The 21,185-nt window shown below is 53.5% G+C and carries 17 protein-coding genes, 1 tRNA gene and 2 rRNA genes; 3 read left to right on the top strand and 17 right to left on the bottom strand.

Features of this window, described 5'->3' with window-relative positions; genetic code table 11:
- Positions 1-263: 263 nt before the first annotated feature.
- Both motA and L6439_RS28495 read left to right on the top strand, forming a co-directional pair.
- Positions 264-1,052 (top strand): flagellar motor stator protein MotA, encoded by a 789-nt coding sequence (gene motA / locus L6439_RS28500; protein WP_168179893.1) that lies wholly within the window; start codon positions 264-266, stop codon positions 1,050-1,052.
- Positions 1,049-1,882 (top strand): flagellar motor protein MotB, encoded by an 834-nt coding sequence (locus L6439_RS28495; protein WP_213471417.1) that lies wholly within the window; start codon positions 1,049-1,051, stop codon positions 1,880-1,882. The genes motA and L6439_RS28495 overlap by 4 nt, the downstream gene beginning before the upstream one ends.
- Before the next feature lie 83 nt (positions 1,883-1,965).
- On the opposite strand, the gene L6439_RS28490 is transcribed toward L6439_RS28495, so the two are convergent.
- Positions 1,966-4,320 carry a PAS domain S-box protein gene (locus L6439_RS28490; RefSeq protein ID WP_213471416.1) on the bottom strand — a complete coding sequence of 785 codons (2,355 nt, stop codon included), beginning with the start codon at positions 4,318-4,320 and terminating at the stop codon, positions 1,966-1,968.
- A gap of 330 nt (positions 4,321-4,650) precedes the next feature.
- On the opposite strand from L6439_RS28490, the gene tadA reads away from it, so the two are divergent.
- Entirely contained in the window at positions 4,651-5,121 is a 471-nt protein-coding gene (gene tadA / locus L6439_RS28485) for a tRNA adenosine(34) deaminase TadA (protein WP_213471415.1), read from the top strand.
- A gap of 131 nt (positions 5,122-5,252) precedes the next feature.
- Here tadA and L6439_RS28480 read toward each other — a convergent pair whose 3' ends face one another.
- From L6439_RS28480 to L6439_RS28405, 16 genes are all read right to left on the bottom strand, one after another.
- Complete coding sequence (locus L6439_RS28480; protein ID WP_213471414.1) at positions 5,253-5,870, bottom strand: ABC-2 transporter permease; 618 nt, start codon at positions 5,868-5,870, stop codon at positions 5,253-5,255.
- Positions 5,867-6,739, bottom strand: a complete 873-nt coding sequence (locus tag L6439_RS28475; RefSeq protein ID WP_213471413.1) for an ABC transporter ATP-binding protein — start codon at positions 6,737-6,739, stop codon at positions 5,867-5,869. The genes L6439_RS28480 and L6439_RS28475 overlap by 4 nt, the downstream gene beginning before the upstream one ends.
- Positions 6,736-7,119: a GntR family transcriptional regulator gene (locus L6439_RS28470; RefSeq protein WP_172879159.1), complete on the bottom strand. Its 384-nt coding sequence runs from the start codon at positions 7,117-7,119 to the stop codon at positions 6,736-6,738. The genes L6439_RS28475 and L6439_RS28470 overlap by 4 nt, the downstream gene beginning before the upstream one ends.
- A gap of 168 nt (positions 7,120-7,287) precedes the next feature.
- Positions 7,288-8,343, bottom strand: a complete 1,056-nt coding sequence (locus L6439_RS28465) for a DUF6612 family protein (RefSeq protein WP_168179899.1) — start codon at positions 8,341-8,343, stop codon at positions 7,288-7,290.
- Positions 8,344-8,492: 149 nt separating this feature from the next.
- Positions 8,493-9,323: a YitT family protein gene (locus L6439_RS28460; protein WP_374043249.1), complete on the bottom strand. Its 831-nt coding sequence runs from the start codon at positions 9,321-9,323 to the stop codon at positions 8,493-8,495.
- A gap of 364 nt (positions 9,324-9,687) precedes the next feature.
- Positions 9,688-9,840: a small acid-soluble spore protein P gene (locus L6439_RS28455; protein ID WP_168179900.1), complete on the bottom strand. Its 153-nt coding sequence runs from the start codon at positions 9,838-9,840 to the stop codon at positions 9,688-9,690.
- A 28-nt stretch (positions 9,841-9,868) separates the two neighbouring features.
- Positions 9,869-10,033 (bottom strand): hypothetical protein, encoded by a 165-nt coding sequence (locus L6439_RS28450; RefSeq protein ID WP_168179901.1) that lies wholly within the window; start codon positions 10,031-10,033, stop codon positions 9,869-9,871.
- 2 nt (positions 10,034-10,035) lie between these two features.
- Positions 10,036-10,407, bottom strand: a complete 372-nt coding sequence (locus L6439_RS28445; protein ID WP_168179902.1) for a hypothetical protein — start codon at positions 10,405-10,407, stop codon at positions 10,036-10,038.
- A gap of 143 nt (positions 10,408-10,550) precedes the next feature.
- Positions 10,551-10,639, bottom strand: a tRNA-Ser gene (locus L6439_RS28440).
- 79 nt (positions 10,640-10,718) lie between these two features.
- Positions 10,719-11,996: a serine--tRNA ligase gene (gene serS / locus L6439_RS28435; RefSeq protein WP_168179903.1), complete on the bottom strand. Its 1,278-nt coding sequence runs from the start codon at positions 11,994-11,996 to the stop codon at positions 10,719-10,721.
- Positions 11,997-12,155: 159 nt separating this feature from the next.
- Positions 12,156-12,749 (bottom strand): pyridoxal 5'-phosphate synthase glutaminase subunit PdxT, encoded by a 594-nt coding sequence (gene pdxT, locus L6439_RS28430; RefSeq protein WP_168179904.1) that lies wholly within the window; start codon positions 12,747-12,749, stop codon positions 12,156-12,158.
- A 17-nt stretch (positions 12,750-12,766) separates the two neighbouring features.
- Complete coding sequence (pdxS, locus tag L6439_RS28425; protein ID WP_213428595.1) at positions 12,767-13,651, bottom strand: pyridoxal 5'-phosphate synthase lyase subunit PdxS; 885 nt, start codon at positions 13,649-13,651, stop codon at positions 12,767-12,769.
- A gap of 173 nt (positions 13,652-13,824) precedes the next feature.
- The gene (locus L6439_RS28420) at positions 13,825-15,234 is read right to left on the bottom strand and encodes a D-alanyl-D-alanine carboxypeptidase family protein (protein WP_237096678.1); all 1,410 of its coding nucleotides are present in this window, start codon (positions 15,232-15,234) and stop codon (positions 13,825-13,827) included.
- A 110-nt stretch (positions 15,235-15,344) separates the two neighbouring features.
- Positions 15,345-16,808, bottom strand: coding sequence for an IMP dehydrogenase (gene guaB / locus L6439_RS28415; RefSeq protein WP_213471412.1), 1,464 nt, complete (start codon positions 16,806-16,808; stop codon positions 15,345-15,347).
- A gap of 1,153 nt (positions 16,809-17,961) precedes the next feature.
- A 5S ribosomal RNA gene (gene rrf, locus L6439_RS28410) occupies positions 17,962-18,078 on the bottom strand.
- A gap of 60 nt (positions 18,079-18,138) precedes the next feature.
- Positions 18,139-21,080: ribosomal RNA gene (locus L6439_RS28405) — 23S ribosomal RNA — on the bottom strand.
- Positions 21,081-21,185 lie beyond the last annotated feature (105 nt).

The following is a 21,185-nucleotide window of genomic DNA, read 5'->3' as shown; positions in this document are numbered from 1 at the left end:
GTCTTTTGCCGACCCGTTCCGGAAGGAATTTGTAAGGGCTTCACCCCCGGCCGCGACGGGCTTGAACGCCTCCGGAAAGGCGGGATGGATGCCCCCTTTGCCCGGCCTCCCGCCTACCCTTCCTTTTCGCTGCCATTAAAAAAAGGTCCGGTTCTGCCGATAAAAAAGGTAACGTATCAAAACTTTCACGCATTCCGTTGAACGCTGTCGAATGCGGGACGCAGGAAGCACCATTAACTCATGGATGAGGTGTGTATGGAATCATGGAAAAATCAACATTGATCGGTCTGGTCCTTGGCGTCTTGGCCATCTCGCTCGGAATGTACTATAAAGGCGCTCCGATATCCAATTTGGCCAACCCTGCTGCCATTATGATTATTTTTGTCGGTACGGCAGCCTCGCTTTTTATCGGCTTTCCGATGAAGGAATTGAAAAAATTCCCCAAATTGTTGGGTATGATATTTAAGCCCCAGCAGCTGGTTGACCGGGTGCAGTTGATCCAGCTGTTCATGGAATGGGCCAGCATTACCCGCCGCGAAGGCCTGCTGGCGCTCGAATCGAAGATTGACGACATTCAGGATGACTTCCTTCGCAACGGAATGCGGATGATCATCGACGGGAACGACCAAGACTTCGTGCGCGATGTACTAATGGAAGATATTCATTCGACCGAAGAGCGGCACCGCGCGGGTGCGCTTATCTTTTCCCAGGCAGGAACCTACGCGCCGACGCTGGGGGTATTGGGGGCCGTTATCGGCTTGATCGCCGCTCTGGGGCAGATGGCCGATATGGAGCAGCTCGCCCACGCGATCGCAGGGGCCTTCGTCGCGACGCTGATGGGGATCTTCACCGGTTATGTGCTCTGGCACCCGATTGCCAATAAATTGAAGCGGCTGTCGTACAGTGAAATTCAGATTCGGTTGATGATGGTCGAAGGCTTGCTGTCCATCCAATCCGGCGTATCGACGATTGCCATCAACCAGAAGCTGTCTGTCTTCCTGACGCCAAGCGAGCGCGCACAGCTGAACACGAAGGGAGAGGCTGGAGAATGAGCAACAAGCGCCGCCAGTCTCACGATGAACATGTCGATGAATCTTGGCTGATCCCGTATGCCGATATTTTGACTTTGCTGCTGGCCTTGTTCATTGTCCTGTATGGGATGAGCACGGTGGATGCGAAGAAATTCCAAGAGATGAGCCAAGCCTTCAACATCGCCTTCGATAGCGGAGGCGGCGCGGGGATTCTCGATCAGCAGGCTATCATTCCGCCGAACAATGCCAAGAAGGGCATGAAGGATGTGGACCCGAGCACGGCCTCCCGCAATCGGGAACGCTATGAATTTATGGTGAAGGCCAAGCAAGAGCAGGCGGAGCTGGAGACGCTGCGGGACAAGATGAACGAGTACATTGCCAATGGCGGCTTGTCTAACCAACTGAACACCGAACTCAATCATTCGGAGCTGAAAATAACGATTAAAGACAGCGCGCTGTTCGACTCCGGGAAAGCGAGCCTCAAGTCCGACGCCAAGCAGCTGGCCATTACGATCGGAGACATGCTGAAGCAGTACAAGGCCTATGAGATTGTCATCAGCGGGCATACCGACAACCGCCCGATTCGCAACAGCAACTTCGAATCGAACTGGGATCTCAGCTCGGCCCGGGCGCTCAGCTTCATGAAGGTGGTGCTTGAGCGCTCCGAAATCGATCCGAAGCAGTTCAAGGCCGTCGGCATGGGGGAATACCACCCGGTAGCCGATAACCGCACGGAAGAAGGGAAGGCGCAGAATCGCCGGGTCGAAGTCTCGATTCTCCGCAAATTCGTAGAGAAAGACGGGCCGTCAGATCCATCATCCGAACCGGATGCCAAGACGGAGGCTCCATAGACAAGCCGCATCAGAACGTGAACAGAAGAGGGTGCTGCAGCCGGAAGCTTCACGCTCCCCGCCGCAGCACCCTCTTCGTGTCTCTAGGTCGGCCGATTCTCCCCCGCCGGAACAGGCTGCATGTCTGGCGCCGTTCCTGCCGGCGCAGACGGATCGACGGCCGGGAGCGTCACCATAACCTGCGTCCCCCGGTTCAATTCACTCGTAATATCGATACAGCCCCGATGGCTGTGAATAATCCGCTGGCTTACCATCAGCCCCAGCCCGGTTCCCTTCTCCTTGTTGGTGAAGAACGGATCCCCTAGGCGGGACAAGTCTTCCGCCGGAATGCCAATCCCATAATCCTTGATAATGACGATGACGCTGGACGTCCCGCGCGCCTCCACGATCAATTCGATCTCGCCGCCGCCGGGCATCGCTTCCATCGCATTTTTAATAATATTGATGAATACTTGCTTCAGCTGATTCTCCTCGCAGTCCACCAGAGGCACATCCTCATCGAATCGCTTGACGAATTCAATGTTGTGCAGATTGGCCTGACTGTCCAATAGGGAGAGCACGCTGTTCATAATGAGGCGCACATCCTTCGGTTGGAACCGAACCGCCTGCGGCTTCGCCAGAATAAGAAATTCGCTGACGATCAGGTTGATCCGATCCAGCTCGGACAGCATCAGCTCGACATGGCTCGCATTGACACGCTTGGTCTGCTGCTGCAATTGCAGGAACCCGCGAAGCGTCGTGAGCGGATTGCGGATTTCATGGGCGACGCCGGCAGCCAGTTGGCCGACGGTTGTCAGCTTCTCCGATCTCCGAAGCAGCTCCTCCATCCGCTTGCGGTTGGTCATATCCCGCGTAATGCTCGCCCAAGCGATACGCTCCCCTTTCTCGTCATAGATCGGCGATGTGCTCACGCTGACGTCGAGCAGCCGTCCATCCTTCGTCAGCCGATTCGTCTCCCGGTTGCTGACGGATTGACCGTCAACCAGCGCCGCTTCCGATCTGCGCTCCTCCTCCATAGCCGATTCGGGCAATGTGGGCAGCGGCTGTCCTACCACTTCCTCCTCCGTCCAGCCGAACATATCAACGAAGGCTTGATTGACCCGCTTCACTCGGCCTTGCAGATCGGTCACATGGATCGCATCATTGGACTGGTTGATGAACGATTCCAGATGCTCCTTCATCTCGCGATTCTCTTCATAGAGCGCGGTTAACCGGCCGGTAGAGAGCTGAAGGTTGCGGGCCATCATATTGATGCGATGGGCGAGCAGCCCGAGCTCATCCTTCCGTTCGATGTTCAACTGGGTGTCGAACTGGCCGGCGGATATCATATTGACCTTGTTCAGGATTGATTTGATCGGCTTGATAATCATGCCTGCGAACAGATAGCTGCATATCAGCACCGCTTCCAGCAGCAGGACTCCGATCGCGACATTCCGCATCAATTGATCATGCAGGGCCGCATTGAGCGATTCGAAGTCCATGACGACGTTCAGGACGTAAGGATCCTGGGTCTGCGTTCCCTGAATCGGAATAAAGCCTTTAATGATTGGCCGCTGTTGATAGCTGCTCTCATAGAACAGCGGCTTGTCCGCGGCCAGCGCTTCCCTTACATAGCCGACGTCGCGGTTGTCGCGGATATTATAGATCCCGAACAGCACCCGGCTGTCCTGCTGCCGAATATATTGAACGCCGTCGCTCCGCAGCGTAATCTTCGGAATCTGTTCCATCGCCCGCGGATTCAACGCGCTGATCTCGACCACATTCGCCTGGGCGCGAATCGTCTGATGGATGAGCAGATCCGGCTTATTCAGCTCGGAGTACACATCCACATTCCCGTCGCGAATATACGGATTAATAATATAATCCCGCTTGCCGTCGTAATAATAACCCCACTTGTCCATGAATTCCGGGCTGGACGTCGAGATATCGAACGGGCCCGACCAGAAATGATCCATGGTCTGGCCCTCCCGCACCGTGACAGGCTCCCCGTTCAGCATCTGCTCAAAGGCTTTGTACCAATAGCCCCATCTGCGGGTGGACAGTCCGATTTCCTTGAGGTCCGACGACTTCGCGACAATAATATCCTCCCCGTCGGGAGAACGGTGAAGCAAGGAGATATGGGCAACTCCCAATTCCTTTGACAGCTTCTCGAGCTGTTCATTCGTCACCTCTTCCACCTTGGAAGGAAGCTTGTCCGCCGCATAGATGGAAGCAATATATAATTTCTCAGCCAATTGGATCTCAAATGCTTGGGAGGTCTGCAGAGATTGCTTGTAGGAGATATTAATCTGCTGCGCAATCACATCCATGCGCTGCTGCATTTCCTCGATGAGTTTATCCTTGGTGATATTATAGGTGAGGGTCATATGAAGTAAGAGCACGACGAGCACAATGCAAGATATCGAGATGGATAACTTGGCTTTAATCGAAAGTTTCATGCTTCACCTCTATCAGGTTTCGCCGCAAGCTGTGGATAACTAGGACGACTTTTCCTGACAAATGTAGTATTCCACTGGATCTTTACAATCGAATCATATCGTAATTTATAGCATTTTGTCCATGTTTTTTGGAGATAACGCGAATAAAGAGTATAATTGTAGGCATCGGTTGACAGGTGCAGAGACAAAGTGAGCATAGTTATACACAAACTGTGAACATCCTTGGATAATATGTGGATAATTATGTGCGTAAATTATTTTATCCACAGACTTATGCACAGTGTGTTAACAATCCGAATGTCTGTTCGAGGAATAACGGGGGAATCAACAATGGAAGACATGATGGTACATGAACATTGGATGCGTGCTGCCATGGAGGAAGCGAAAAAGGCGGAGGCTATCGGTGAGGTGCCGATCGGCGCCGTGGTCGTCCGGGACGGGCAGATTATTGGCCGCGGCCACAATCTGCGCGAGACGACACTCGATTCCACCGCTCATGCGGAGATGATAGCCATCCGGGAAGCAAGCAGCGCCATCGGGGCGTGGCGGCTGCTGGATTGCACCTTATACGTCACGCTGGAGCCGTGTCCGATGTGCGCGGGGGCGCTCGTTCAGTCCCGCTTGCCGCTTGTCGTCTACGGAACGGCCGATCCGAAGGCCGGCTGTGCCGGAACGCTCATGAACCTGCTGCAGGAGCCCCGCTTCAATCATCGGGTCGACATTATCGAAGGCGTGCTTCAGGAGGAGTGCGCTGCGATGCTGACCGATTTCTTCCGCCGTCTGCGCAAGAAGAAATCATAAACATGCGCCTGGGCTGGCAAGGCCCCGAAGGAATCGAGGCACTAAGCGGCGGATTCCGAAGGGCAGGCATGGCCGGCCCCGGATAGACGTGCCATGCGGGTCCCGAAGCCAGGCCAGGCGCTCTCCTTCGGCTACAAATCCTTCTTCGCGAACCCAATCGCTGAGATGGCATAAGACACGCCATACAAGAGAAGCGATCCCCCTACGCTCAGGACGGAGATCACGCCCAATGACATACCGTCGTCCCTGCCCAGATCTCTCGCCAGCTGGCTCAGAATTCCGGAAGATCCGAACAGAACAATCATCATGAGAATCGTGGCTACCATGCTCTCCTTATCCCCCAGCAACAGATAGACCGGAATGTTGACGCTCAGGAGCACGATAATCAACGCGAGCGTCCACGCGATACCGGCTGGTTGAAGATCATACGAACCGCCCATAAGCTTCACTCCTGCCGACAGCACAATTCCAATCACGAGACCCGCCCCGGTATACAATAGGCCGGTAACATATTTGGCTTTGACGATCTCCGTTCGTTTGACCGGCAAGCTGTAAATAAAGCGGAAACCCTCATTTCTTTTGTCAACTGACAGATTATTAATAAAAGCTATAGCGGTTCCCATCATGCCGGCAAACACCAGATTGTGAACTATCGAATAAGTAGAAAAGGAAAAAATGGCGACAAATATCAGCAGAAAAGCCAGGGATCGCACTGAAATGAACATTTCCTTCCTAATAAGCAGCATCATGAGAAAATCCCCCCAGACTGAGTGCGTGTCGAATAGAACATAATATCCTCCAGCGAAGGCCGCTCGAAGGCCGCTTCCTTGCCGAATGCTTCCATTGCTTCCCTCCGTTCCCGCACAAGGCCCTCGAAGCCGACCTCGGTCTCCCGGATGCCAATGAACATCTGGCGGACATCATCATCCAACAACCGCGAATCGCCCTTCACGATCGCGTACGTGTCGAACAACTGGTCCTTCTCTCGATGGAACAGCACCCGCCCTTCATGAAGAAAAAGCACATAATCTGCCGCCCGATCCAGATCTGTCGTCACATGGGTGGAGTACAAAATCGTCCGATCCCCCTGCTCCATCCACTCCAGCAATAGCTCGAGCAGTTCCCTCCGGAATACCGGATCAAGACCCGCCGTAGGCTCATCCATCAGCAGAAGCCTCGGATGATGGGACAACGCCATGACGATCGAGAATTTCATCTTCATTCCTTTGGAGGCTTGACCTACCTTTTGCTTCCCGGACAAGCCGAAGCGATCCATCAGCCGCTTGTACAGCGCCTCATCCCAATTCGGATAGAACGGAGCGATGATACGCTTCATCTCATCCATGCGGAACTGATAGTAGAAATGACTCTCATCCGAAATATAGCCGACCTGCCGCTTAATGTCCCGCTCCCGATCCGGCATCTCCATGCCAAGCAGCTTAACGGTGCCCTGGTGGGGCTTGACGATATGAAGGAGCATGCGAAGCAGCGTTGACTTGCCGGCTCCATTGGGCCCGATTAGCCCGGTTATATACCCTTGCTCCACCGTGAAGCTGATATTGTCCATGCGTCGGGTCGGATACTGCTTCGTTATCCCCTGAACTTCAATTGCGTTCATTCCTCTTCCTCCTCATACAGCAAGCGGATATGTTCCATCAGGTCGGCGTAGGATACGTTCAGCGCCTTGGCCTCCTTCACGGACTCCTCCAGCTTCATCTCCATCTGATGAAGCCGCTGCTCCCGCACCAGCTCCGGATTCTCGCCGGATACGAACGATCCCCGCCCTACCATGCTGTCGATGAACCCTTCCCGCTCCAGCTCCTCGTATGCGCGCTTCGTCGTGATGGCGCTAATCTGCAAATCCTTCGCCAATCGACGTATCGAGGGCAGCGGGGTTCCCGGCGGCAAGTCTCCATTGAATATCCCCGTTCGGATCTGCCTCGCAATCTGTGCATAAATCGGCTCGTCCGTCGATGATACGATGCGAATATGAATCATTGGGTATCCACTCACCTTACATATTGTATATAGACATTATATACATTATGCGAAAAGAAAGCCAACGGCAACTGGTGATTGATCGCCAGGTCCGGCAAGTCCATCTGCCGGACTCCATAAGAAAAACCGGCTCTCGTTAGGAGAGCCGGTTTTCTTCCCGCTGTGTCATTAATATCCAGCAAACATTTCCTCTAATTGGTCCATTGTGATGGCATCCGCTGGCTTGCCGATTTTGAATTCAACCGGCTTGTTGATGTTCGTATATTGGTTCGTCATCTTGGCGGCGATTTTCACTTTGTCGCCATCTTCCGTGAACTCCAGATTCACTACGGCACGTTGGTACGTTGGATATTGATCCTTATTGATGGCGGTCAACAAGCTGAGCTCATTAATCTTCATCGTTTCTTTAATCTCCGCAATACCCTTCTTCAACTCGTTATCATCCGTAGCGATTTCCTTCTTCGCTTCTTCGATATCCGCCTTCTCCAGCTCGAACAGCTTGAGATACTCATCCTTGTTCAGCGCGTCGAGCGCGGCAGGAAGCGCCTCCTTCACCAAGGTCGTCGCGAATTGATCGAAATTGTCGTTGTTCACGTTGAACTTCACGATTTGATTCACATCGAGACCTTCCGGCAGAGCAGCCTCCTTCTTGTCGACGTTCACGAAGAACGCTTTCTCGTCGAACTTGCCAAGCACGGCCTTCACCAGATCGTTGGACGCATTTTGCATCGTCTTCATGTCTGCTGCCGTAGGCAATGGTTCGCCGGATTCTTCAGCCAACTGCTTCAGGTCGAACTCAATGAACTTGCCAACGATTTCGGTTGGCATCGGAAGCATCGGAATGTTTGGCACTTTAATCCACATTTTGTCTTCCGTCATCACCATTGGAAGCGTGAACGTCATGGCCATATCGCCCTGGAGCTTCACTTCCAGGTTCGCTTCAAGCTGCAGCGGCTCCTGCTGTACGGCGCCGGAGATTTTCAGCTCCGCGTTCTTCAGCATGCTCATGACCATCTGCGCGTTCGGATCAGTCGCGCTCGCTGCATTAATTTGCAAATCATCAATAACGATGGATGTTTCGAATCCATATGATTTCAATTCAAGCGCCTTTTCAAATGCGCCTTCAACCGCCGCTCTCGGAGCAGCCGTTTTGGCCCCGCACCCCGCGATGATGAGAGCGAAGACGAAGAAGATCGCCAACGCGCCCTTGTACCATCTTTTCATGTTTACGTTCAGCTCCCTATCCCAATTAATCATGTCTGGATAACCCAATCCATATTAACCTATACGAATCAATTTGAAAAGAGTTCCAAAGATTTAAAAATCGTGACTTGCAGCGCAGACATGCGAAAAATGTCCTATTCCCCTGCTTCCTAGTGAATATCTTTCTTTTTGAAGCGTCCGCCCTTCACGTCATGAATATTGCCGATCGCCAGGAACGCCTGCGGATCCTGCTCCTCGACGATGGATTTGAGCTTCGCTTCCTCCAGCCGGGTAATGACCGTAAAAATAATCTTCTTCTCGTCGCCGGAGAAGCCGCCTTCCCCGTTCATATACGTCACCCCGCGGCCCAGCCGGCTCAGGAGCGCATCGCCGATGGCCTTATAGTTCTCGCTAATAATCCACACCGCTTTGGAATCGTTTAAGCCTTCTACGGTAATATCAATCATTTTGAACGCAATGTAATAGGCAATCAGCGAGTACATCGCCCGATCCCAGCCGAAGACGAAGCCTGCGCTCGTCAGAATGAACAGGTTGAAAAACATGACGATTTCGCCGACAGAAAAAGGCGTCTTTTTATTCAGCAAAATGGCCACGATTTCCGTACCGTCCAACGAACCGCCGAAGCGGATCACCAAGCCTACGCCGATCCCTAGAATGATGCCCCCGAATACCGCTGCCAGAAATGTATTCTCCGTGAACGGCTGCACCGGATGCAGCAAAGCGGTGCTGAACGACATGACAGCGACGCCAAGCAAAGTTGATAACGCAAACGTTTTTCCGATCTGCTTGTATCCCATGATCAGAAACGGAAGGTTAAGAAGAAAGAGAAATACGCCAAGGGGCACGGATGTGACATGGGACAAAATAATGGATATCCCGGTCACTCCTCCATCGGTAATCTGGTTCGGAACGAGGAATAATTCCAGCCCGACACCCATCATGATCGAGCCGAGCGCAATGAATATAATCTGCCGCAGCATCTTGGCAAAGCCCATCTTCGTATGCTGGTAAGGCGGCTGCAGCGCCGCCACGGCCGCCGCAGGATCTAATCCCTCAATGGACGCTGCCAACATGGCGTTGCTATTATGTCCTGCGCCGGCTTGCTCATCGCAAGCGCGCTGCGATTGCTCTGCTAATCCGGATTGTTCCTTCAGGGGTTCTGTCATCGCATTCACCTCTCTACTATGTCGTACCTATTATTATATCGGAATAGAGCCTGGTTCGGTTGCGGTTGGTAAAAATTTTTCAATCTCTTTATTCCTGGATCAAAAAACGGCCTCCTTCCCGTTGAGGAAAGAAAGCCGTGAACTCACTGCGCATGAAGGCTTACGATCGATGATTAACTCAGCCTTCCGGGTTATTATGGCTTACATGATTGGCGGTCTTGACCTTCTTGGAGCCCGACAAGGGCTCTTGAATGCCTTGGCGCCCTTCCGCCTCACGATGGCGGACCGGCTGCTCCGCGGCGGGAACCGGGACTGACTTCGGCTTGCTCATGGAAAACCACGTTCCTTTCCAAATGTAGTTAATAGTGCTCCAGATCGGTAGGCTTGTCATGATTCAATGCGTCCTGATGCCTGCGGTCATTCCGATCCTGCTGGATCTGCTGTGCATGATGCGAATTGACCGGATCGGTATCGAGATCATCAATCACGTTGCGCAAATTTTTATCCCGATTTCGCTTGTCCATTCTTACCCTCCGTTCACCGTCGTATCGCCATGATGGGTCAGATCGTGAAGATGCTGGGCACACTCATGAATATGTCTCATGTAATCCTGCGCCATCTCCTGCACCGGTTGGGTGCGCTCGTCAATATGCACGCCGTCGCGCTCGACATCAATCAGCTTCAGGTCAACCTCCCGTGAGTCAACATAGCTGCAGTGGAAATCGAAGGTATAGCTCTGACGCCCGTCGCTGTCGATATGAATGAGAAATGCGTGCGGATTCGCGGCATCCGGCAGAACGGTCGCTTTGTTGCCCGGCTCTAATTTGTTCGTCAATGTTTGCTGCCATGCAGCCACCAGCTGATGCTGATCCACTTGTACGATATCATTGTCGTTCATGACCACACCTCCACTATTCCTTTACAGTGTGCGGCGCGAGCCCCGATTTTATACTATGGCGAGGTCTCCCGTACGGCTTCAATGCCGGTATATGCAAAAAAACCTTTGCCATGCCGGCAAAGGCTTCGTTATTATCGCTATAATGGCGGAGAGGGTGGGATTCGAACCCACGTGGGCTTGCACCCTAACGGTTTTCAAGACCGCCCCGTTATGACCGCTTCGGTACCTCTCCATTGGTTGACTGCCCGATTCAAGTCGGACAGTCTATATTTTAGCATGATTGAATTATCTGCGCAACTGTATCTATTTGGTTACGGAACCAGGCGCTCCAATCCCCCCATATACGGACGCAGCGCTTCCGGAATGACGACACTGCCGTCAGCCTGCTGATAATTTTCCAATATCGCGGCAACCGTACGGCCGATCGCGAGCCCCGAACCGTTCAGCGTATGAACGAATTCCGGCTTCGACTTCGCATCGCGGCGGAAGCGGATGTTCGCCCGCCGCGCCTGGAAGTCCTCGAAGTTCGAGCAGGAGGAGATTTCACGGTAAGTACCGCTGCTTGGCAGCCATACTTCCAGATCGTACGTCTTCGCCGAGCTGAAGCCGAGGTCGCCCGTGCAGAGCGCCATGACGCGATAAGGCAGCTTCAGCTGCTGCAAAATGCTCTCGGCGTGGCGAGTGAGCGATTCCAGCTCTTCATAGGAGTCCTCCGGTTTGACCAGCTTGACCATTTCGACTTTATTGAACTGATGCTGGCGGATCAATCCGCGCGTATCGCGTCCCGCCGCTCCGGCTTCGGAACGGAAGCAGGCGCTGTATGCCGTATAGTACCGCGGCAGCTCCTCCACGTTCAGAATCTCTTCCCGATGCAGATTCGTGACCGGCACTTCCGCGGTCGGGATGAGGAAATAGTCCGTCCCTTCCAGCTTGAACAAATCCTCTTCGAACTTCGGAAGCTGTCCCGTTCCAATGAGGCTGTCCCGATTGACGATAAGCGGCGGCATAATCTCTTCGTAGCCATGCTGCATCGTATGTACATCCAGCATGAAGCTGATGAGCGCCCGCTCCAGGCGCGCGCCGGCCTTCTTATAGAAGACGAAGCGCGAACCGGTTACCTTGGCGGCCGCTTCAAAATCGAGGATGCCCAGGTCTTGGGCAATATCCCAATGGGCCTTCGGCTCAAAGGCGAAGGACGTCGGATCGCTCCAGCGGCGAATCTCCACGTTCTCCTCTTCCTTCAGGCCGACAGGCACGCTCTCATGCGGCACGTTCGGGATAGCCAAGGTCATCTCGACGATCTGGGCATCGATGTTCCGGATCTCCTCATCCAATTCCTTGATCCGGTCCCCGACCTCGCGCATTTCGGCGATGAGATCGTCGGCCGATTCGCCCGCCTTCTTCTTCTTCGCCACCTCTTGCGAGACGACATTGCGGCGGTTCTTCAGCTGCTCCGTCTCCTGCAGCATCTCTCTGCGGCGGGCATCAAGCTGCGGGAACTCCGCGATCATATCCTTCGATTTTCCGCGGTGCTCCAACGCTTGCTCTACCCGCTCAAACTCATTTCGCAATACTCTCGTATCTAACACTTCCGATTCCTCCTACGCATGCAGAAAGGGCGATTGCCCCTTCCTCGAAGCAAGGAGCACCGATTCTGCCTCTATGACTGACTCATTCATTAAAAACACCTTAACCTGTCCCTTGAAGGAATCGCAAGTCAAGGTGTTTTTTTTCATCGCGTTCTATCTTTATCCTGCTGCAATTCCGCTCTGTTTAACCATATCGGCAAAATATCGATGAAGATTAACGTCATCCGTCAGTTCCGGATGGAAAGAGCAGGCCAGCAAATGGCCTTGTCTAGCGACGACAATCTCCTCGTTGACCTTGCACAGCACGTCCACGCCCGGACCAACCTCCGTAATAAGGGGAGCGCGGATAAATACGGCTCGTACCGGCTCCTTCACCCCGATAACGTCCAGGTCGGTCTCGAAGCTCTCGCGCTGCCGTCCGAACGCATTTCGCCGTACGGTGATGTCCATCAGCGCCAGATGCGGCTCTTCCGTCCCGCCCTGGCCCATGATGCGCTTCGCGAGCACGATGAGTCCGGCGCATGTGCCGAAGATCGGCTTCCCTTGCGCGGCAAAATCCCCGATTGATTCCAGAAAGCCGTATTTGCGCATCAGCTTCCCAATCGTTGTGCTCTCTCCGCCAGGAATAATCAACCCGTCCACATCATGCAGCTGTTCGGGATGCTTGATGGCTAACGCGGTGACTCCGAGCGATTCCAGGCTGCGCATATGCTCTCTGACGGCTCCTTGCAGGGCCAACACCCCGATGTTCATTCTTCTTCCCTTCCTTCTTACCAGCCGCGATCCTGCATACGCTCGGAAGGCGCCAGCTTGGAGATCTCGATCCCCTTCATCGGCGTGCCCAGGTTCTTGGACACTTCCGCGATCAGCGCGAAGTCCTCGAAGTGGGTTGTCGCTTCCACGATAGCGCGCGCGAATTTCTCCGGACTGTCGGATTTGAAAATGCCGGAGCCTACGAATACGCCGTCTGCGCCCAGATGCATCATCAGAGCAGCGTCAGCCGGCGTTGCGACGCCGCCCGCCGCGAAGTTAACGACCGGAAGCTTGCCGTTCTCATGCACCTCAAGCAAGAGCTCGTACGACACGCCCAGGTTTTTCGCTTCCGCATACAACTCGTCCTTCGACAAGTTTTGTACTTTTCGAATCTGGCTGTTAATCAAGCGCATATGACGCACAGCTTCCACGATGTTCCCCGTGCCCGGTTCACCCTTGGTCCGGATCATGGCAGCTCCTTCCCCAATGCGGCGCAGCGCTTCGCCCAGATCCTTCGCTCCGCAGACGAAAGGCACCGTGAACGCCTGCTTGTCGATGTGGAACACTTCATCCGCCGGAGTCAATACCTCGGACTCGTCAATATAGTCAACGCCAAGCGATTCCAATACTTTGGCTTCTACGTAGTGGCCAATGCGGGCCTTCGCCATAACAGGGATGGAGACAACCTTCATGACTTCCTCTACAATCGTAGGATCCGCCATCCGTGCGACGCCGCCCGCGGCGCGGATGTCCGATGGAACGCGCTCCAGAGCCATAACTGCCGTAGCGCCGGCCGCTTCCGCAATCTTCGCTTGCTCCGCGTTCATGACGTCCATAATGACGCCGCCTTTTTGCATTTCTGCCATACCACGTTTAACACGAGCTGTACCTGTTTCCATTATGCCTGCCTCCCGCCATTTTACTATCGTAATGATGCCCGGAGGATACTCAGCATCCCGTGCTGCAGCCTGTCGGGCGAACCGTAATGGTCTATCCCCCTATTGTACATGATAGAACAGGGAATACACAACCGATTTTGTCGGAATTGCCTGGCCGGAACGGCCAAAACCGTTTTTTAGAACAAATTTTTAATGGATTGGAACAAATCGACGAAAAATTCTCCGATCGCCCGGAAAAATAACCGCCACCAACTGCCCTTTTCCACCTCTTCAGAAGCAATCAGATTTACGGTTTTCTTCTGTTCCAAGCCGTTGTCTTTGTACGTAAACGTAATCGTCCCGATCTTCTGCCCGTTCTTAATTGGCGCGATCAGCTCGTTGGCCGGGGTGAGCTTTACTTCATGCGTAATTTTGCCTTCCGTGCTGGCGCCCTTAGGCACGACGAAATTTACGCCGTTCTCGGGGACAACAGGCACCTCGGTCGAGACTCCCTTCTTAATCGGAGCCGCCGCGACGCCGTCGACCGCCTGCTTCGGAGCCACGACGGGCTGGACTTCATAGTTGTTGTACCCATGGTCGAGCAGCTTGGCCGTTTCAACGAACCGTTTTCCTTTGTCATTAATATCCGTGCCCATGACGACCGAGATTAGGCGCATCCCATCCCGTTCCGCCGTGCCGGCGAAGCAGTTCCCAGCCTCGTTCGTGAAGCCCGTCTTCATCCCGTCCAGGCCCGGATAAGCATAACGCTTGAAGTTCGGAATATCTTTGTTCGCTTCGAGCATCCAGTTCAGGTTTTGAATCGGCGTCTCGTCACGCTCGCGGAACTTATATTCCTGGATGGTCGTGAAGTCCCGGAATTCCGGATGCTTGATGACAATGGCGCGCACGAGCTTCGCCACGTCCATGGCCGACATGACGGTCTCATCCGTGCCTTCCGGCCGGAACTTCTCCGGCATATCCTCCCGGCCCAATCCAGTTGAATTGATGAAGTGGGCCGTCGTCATGCCCAGCTTCTTCGCGGTCTCGTTCATCAGGTTGGCGAACTCTTTCTCGGTGCCCGCGATCCGCTCCGCAAGCGCTACTGTCGCATCGTTCGCCGATCCGATCGCCATCGCGATATAGAGATCCCGAACCGTATGCTTGTCCCCTTCCGCGAGGAAGATGCGCGAGCCTCGGGTCAGAGAAGCATGCTCGGAGGTCGTAACCTCTTCTTCCCACGACAACTCCCCGTTCTTCACCTTCTCCATGACAATGTATTCCGTCATCATCTTGGTCATGCTGGCCGGAGGCTTCGGGGTATTTGAATCAATATTTACAAGCACTTGTCCTGTGCTAGCTTCCATAAGAATAGCCGATGTCACTTCCAATTTGAGCGACTCCTTGGTCGCCTTCACCGCAGACGCAGACCCGCCCTTATTCGCTGCGGCTTCCCCTTTCTCTGCCGTCTGGGCAGCAGCCTCGGCAGCGACCATGCCAGCCGAAGGAAGCAGCGTGAAGGTCAGTATCTGGCAAGCTGTTGCAATAGCGATGATACGCTTCCACTTGCCTTTTCTTGTCGCGTCTTGTTGTTTCAACACTATCGTCATCTCCTCTCCCAATGAATCCATATGTTATTCTATCACAGCGGGACAGACAAAAAAAAGGCAAGGGTGGGGCACCCTGCCTTCTTTTGTCGGTAAAACGGGATATCAATATTTTACAAGGAATAATTTGGCGCTTCCTTCGTAATTTGCACATCATGCGGATGGCTTTCACGAAGACCTGCACCCGATATTTTGACAAAATGCGTATCGTTCTGCAGCTCTGTCAGGTTATGCGTGCCGCAATAGCCCATGCCGGCCTTTAATCCGCCAATTAACTGATGAATGGTATCCGCCAGCGGCCCTTTGTAGGCGACACGGCCTTCGATGCCTTCCGGCACGAGCTTCTTCTCATTGCTGCTGTCTTGGAAATAACGATCCTTGCTGCCTCGCTTCATCGCGCCCAAGGAACCCATTCCGCGGTATACCTTGAAGCGGCGGCCTTGGTAAATCTCCGATTCGCCCGGGCTCTCTTCCGTTCCGGCCAGGAGGCTTCCCAGCATGACGGCCGATGCCCCTGCCGCGATCGCCTTCGTAATGTCGCCGGAGTACTTGATGCCGCCGTCCGCAATAACCGGAATGCCATACTCCCGCGCGACCGTGGCACAGTCATATACGGCGGTAATCTGCGGAACGCCGATACCGGCGATAACGCGGGTCGTACAGATGGACCCCGGCCCGATGCCGACCTTGACCACCGAAGCTCCTGCTTCGATCAGGTCGCGGGTCGCTTCGCCGGTGGCCACGTTGCCCGCGACAATCGTCAGGTCCGGATATAGCTGGCGCAGCTTCCGAACCGCTTCAATAATATTGATATGGTGGCCATGCGCCGAATCGACGACGATGACGTCTACGCCCGCTTGAACCAGCGCGGCCGCCCGATCGAACGTATCCTGGGAGATGCCGATCGCGGCGCCGCAGAGCAATCGTCCTTGCTCATCCTTGGCTGCTTGCGGGTATTGGATTGCTTTCTCGATATCTTTTATCGTAATGAGGCCTTTCAGCGTGTTCGTCTCGTCCACCAGAGGAAGCTTCTCAATCTTGTGCTGCTGCAGAATGATTTCCGCCTCTTGAAGGGTTGTGCCGACGGGTGCGGTCACCAGATTGTCATGAGTCATGACTTCTTTGATTTTGATATTGTAGTCATGGACGAAGCGCAGGTCACGGTTGGTCAAAATCCCAACCAGCTTATGCTGCTCATCTACAATCGGAACGCCGCTGATCCGGTATTTCGCCATCAGCTGGTCCGCTTCTTCTACCGTATGCTCGGGGGACAGCGAGAAGGGGTTCGTAATAACTCCGCTCTCCGAGCGCTTCACGCGGTCAACCTCTTCGGCTTGGCGCTCGATCGGCATATTTTTATGAATAATACCGATTCCGCCTTCACGCGCAATCGCGATCGCCAGCGGCGCTTCTGTTACGGTATCCATCCCCGCGCTAATCATCGGAATGTTCAACTTTACCTTGCTGCTCAACTGCGTAGATACATCTGTTTCCCGTGGCAATACATTCGATTTGCGAGGCACCAACAGCACATCGTCAAACGTTAACCCTTCTTTTGCAAACTTAGACTCCCACACCAGTAAGTTCCTCCCTTAATGTAAAGTTGCACTCAGCGGACAAACCCTTGTCATGACGGGCTTGTCCGCTGATTAAAGACTCTCTCTCAATATATTAATTGCAATCTTAGCAAAGCGCTTTACCCCTGTCAAGGATAGGTTGCAGGAATCTGCACTTTGTTTTCAATTATTTTCATTAATCTTGCAAACAGATAATTGTCCACTCCACAAATACATTCGACAAAAGGACGGATCCGAACGAGCACAGCGCCCGATCGGAGAACCTGTCACATAAGGTGACCCTCCCCAGCTGATTCTATGCGCAGAAACGCGCATTTGGATGCGACCGGATGGCTTTTTCCGGGATTGCCTAACGGAACGTAGCCGGAAATAAGCACGCCGAGAGGGTATGTCGCCATCAGAGGCAGCTCTGGTATTCACCTGCGACGCACGTCGTTCAGTTGCTGCCCTGGTATGCCCCTGTGTCGGACATTGTTCAGCCGCAGCCTCTGATATGCCCTTGTGTCACACATCGTTCAGCAGCAGCCTCGGCATGCCCCTGTGTCGAATGTCAATTTAACACTCTTCTGGGCGTATCGTATACATTGTTGGACTTGCACAAAAACATGCTGCAAAAGTGCAAGATTTCCCTGGACGAGCCTATTCCGGAAACGAAAACCTGAAAAACGCAAGAATTCGATATTCCCGACTTAGTCAAAAAGAAATCCTGCAAAAGTGCAGCAATTCGGAATGCACGACTTCACCAAAAAGAGAATCCTGCAAAAGTGCAGGATTTTTCTCCTTTTTGCTTCAATCGGGTGCAATTGCGAGCAAAATGATGTAGATTTGCAGGAATTCCACTGCATATGGGCTCATTGTGCCAAAATTCCTGTAAAATTGCAGCAATTCCCTCCACACGCTCAGCTCCAGGAGGCTACGACGCCTCTAGAATGCGATGATGCTCTCTGATGATGCTCCAGGAAAAGATAACGCCTCCAAGATGCAATAACGCCTCTGTATGAGCTTATGCCTCAAGGTACAATGATGCCACTCGACGGTTTACGTCTCCAAGATCGCTTCCCCTCCAGGATGCCATGCCCTGTCCCTTCCCCGCGTTCCCTGACTTCCTCCGAATATAGAAAAAACCACCGACAGAAGTCAGTGGTCTTTGTCTGCTTGGCAGCGTCCTACTCTCCCAGGACCCTGCGGTCCAAGTACCATCGGCGCTGGAGGGCTTAACGGTCGTGTTCGGGATGGGTACGCGTGGAACCCCTCCGCTATCGCCACCAAACAGATAAGGTATTGTACCTTAAAAACTGAATGCGAAAGCAAATCATCAAATCATCTTCGTTAGGATAAGCCCTCGACCGATTAGTATTGGTCAGCTCCATGCATTGCTGCACTTCCACCTCCAACCTATCTACCTCGTCGTCTTCAAGGGGTCTTACCAATGTGGGAAATCTCATCTTGAGGGGGGCTTCACGCTTAGATGCTTTCAGCGCTTATCCCTTCCGTACTTGGCTACCCAGCTATGCCTCTGGCGAGACAACTGGTACACCAGCGGTACGTCCATCCCGGTCCTCTCGTACTAAGGACAGCTCCTCTCAAATTTCCTGCGCCCGCGACAGATAGGGACCGAACTGTCTCACGACGTTCTGAACCCAGCTCGCGTACCGCTTTAATGGGCGAACAGCCCAACCCTTGGGACCTACTTCAGCCCCAGGATGCGATGAGCCGACATCGAGGTGCCAAACCTCCCCGTCGATGTGGACTCTTGGGGGAGATAAGCCTGTTATCCCCAGGGTAGCTTTTATCCGTTGAGCGATGGCCCTTCCATGCGGTACCACCGGATCACTAAGCCCGACTTTCGTCCCTGCTCGACTTGTAGGTCTCGCAGTCAAGCTCCCTTCTGCCTTTGCACTCTTCGAATGATTTCCAACCATTCTGAGGGAACCTTGGGGCGCCTCCGTTACTCTTTAGGAGGCGACCGCCCCAGTCAAACTGCCCGCCTGACACTGTCCCCGAACCGGCTTCACGGTCCCAGGTTAGAACTCCGATACGATCAGGGTGGTATCCCAACGGCGCCTCCACCGAAGCTGGCGCTCCGGCTTCTAAGGCTCCCACCTATCCTGTACAGACCGTACCAAAGTCCAATATCAAGCTGCAGTAAAGCTCCATGGGGTCTTTCCGTCTTGTCGCGGGTAACCTGCATCTTCACAGGTATTAAAATTTCACCGGATCTCTCGTTGAGACAGCGCCCAAGTCGTTACGCCATTCGTGCGGGTCAGAATTTACCTGACAAGGAATTTCGCTACCTTAGGACCGTTATAGTTACGGCCGCCGTTTACTGGGGCTTCGGTTCATAGCTTCGCCTTGCGGCTAACCACTCCCCTTAACCTTCCAGCACCGGGCAGGCGTCAGCCCGTATACTTCGCCTTACGGCTTCGCACAGACCTGTGTTTTTGCTAAACAGTCGCTCGGGCCTATTCACTGCGGCCCCCTCGGGCTATTCACCCTACCGGGGCACCCCTTCTCCCAAAGTTACGGGGTCATTTTGCCGAGTTCCTTAACGAGAGTTCTTCCGCGCGCCTTAGAATTCTCTTCTCGCCTACCTGTGTCGGTTTGCGGTACGGGCACCTTCACCTGGCTAGAGGCTTTTCTTGGCAGCATGAAATCAAGACCTTCGGTACTGTAATTTTCCCTCCCCGTCACAGCCCAGCCTTACGGTCAGCGGATTTGCCTACTGACCAGCCTCACTGCTTGGACGAGCATCCATCAGCTCGCGTCCCTATCCTTCTGCGTCCCCCATTGCTCATAACGGCTGCGGTGGTACAGGAATTTCAACCTGTTGTCCTTCGACTACGCCTTTCGGCCTCGCCTTAGGTCCCGACTTACCCTGGGCGGACGAGCCTTCCCAGGAACCCTTAGGCTTTCGGCGGACATGATTCTCACATGTCTTTTCGTTACTCATACCGGCATTCTCACTTGTGTACAGTCCAGCAGTCCTTCCGGTCTGCCTTCAACCCGGTACACAACGCTCCCCTACCACTGATGCAAGCATCAATCCATAGCTTCGGCGGTACGTTTAGCCCCGTTACATTTTCGGCGCAGAGTCACTCGACCAGTGAGCTATTACGCACTCTTTAAATGATGGCTGCTTCTAAGCCAACATCCTGGTTGTCTGGGCAACTCCACATCCTTTCCCACTTAACGTACACTTAGGGGCCTTAGCTGATGGTCTGGGCTGTTTCCCTCTTGACAACGGACCTTAGCACCCATTGTCTGACTCCCGGATAATAAGTCCATGGCATTCGGAGTTTGACTGAGCTTGGTAACCCTTGGCGGGCCCCGCACCCAATCAGTGCTCTACCTCCACGACTCTTCCTCCGAGGCTAGCCCTAAAGCTATTTCGGGGAGAACCAGCTATCTCCGAGTTCGATTGGAATTTCTCCGCTACCCCCACCTCATCCCCGAATTTTTCAACATTCGTGGGTTCGGGCCTCCAGTGCGTGTTACCGCACCTTCACCCTGGACAGGGGTAGATCACACGGTTTCGGGTCTACGCCTACGTACTCATTCGCCCTATTCAGACTCGCTTTCGCTGCGGCTGCGGCTTTTCACCTTAACCTTGCACGTAAACGTAACTCGCCGGTTCATTCTACAAAAGGCACGCCATCACCCTGATGAAAACAAGTTTCATCATAGGGCTCTGACTTCTTGTAAGCACACGGTTTCAGGTTCTATTTCACTCCCCTTCCGGGGTGCTTTTCACCTTTCCCTCACGGTACTGCTTCACTATCGGTCGCCAGGGAGTATTTAGCCTTAGCAGATGGTCCTGCCGGATTCCCACGGGGTTTCACGTGTCCCGCGGTACTCGGGATCCGTCTCGGAGGGCATTTACTTTCGAGTACAGGGCTATTACCTTCTACGGCGGGCCTTTCCAGACCTCTTCGTCTAATAAACGCCTTTCTGACTCCATGTGAGACGTCCCACAACCCCGGAGAGCAAGCTCTCCGGTTTAGGCTCTTCCGCGTTCGCTCGCCGCTACTGACGGAATCACTATTGTTTTCTCTTCCTGAGGGTACTTAGATGTTTCAGTTCCCCTCGTATGCCTCTTCACACCCTATGGATTCAGGTGCGAGTGACTGCCTATTACAGCAGCCGGGTTTCCCCATTCGGACATCCCCGGATCGATGCTTGCTTACAGCTCCCCGAGGCAATTTCGTCGTTCGCCACGTCCTTCGTCGGCTCCTGGCGCCTAGGCATCCTCCGTGTGCTCTTACTAGCTTAACCTAGTATGTTTTTTGAGATGAGATGCTCCATGAGGTTGCTACTCAAAATAACAAACCTTAATGAAAGCCCTCACTCAGTATCAACTATAAGGATGATTCTAAGCTT

Source organism: Paenibacillus dendritiformis, from assembly GCF_021654795.1.
Classification (GTDB): Bacteria; Bacillota; Bacilli; order Paenibacillales; family Paenibacillaceae; genus Paenibacillus_B.
This window is presented reverse-complemented; position numbering and strand designations above follow the sequence as displayed.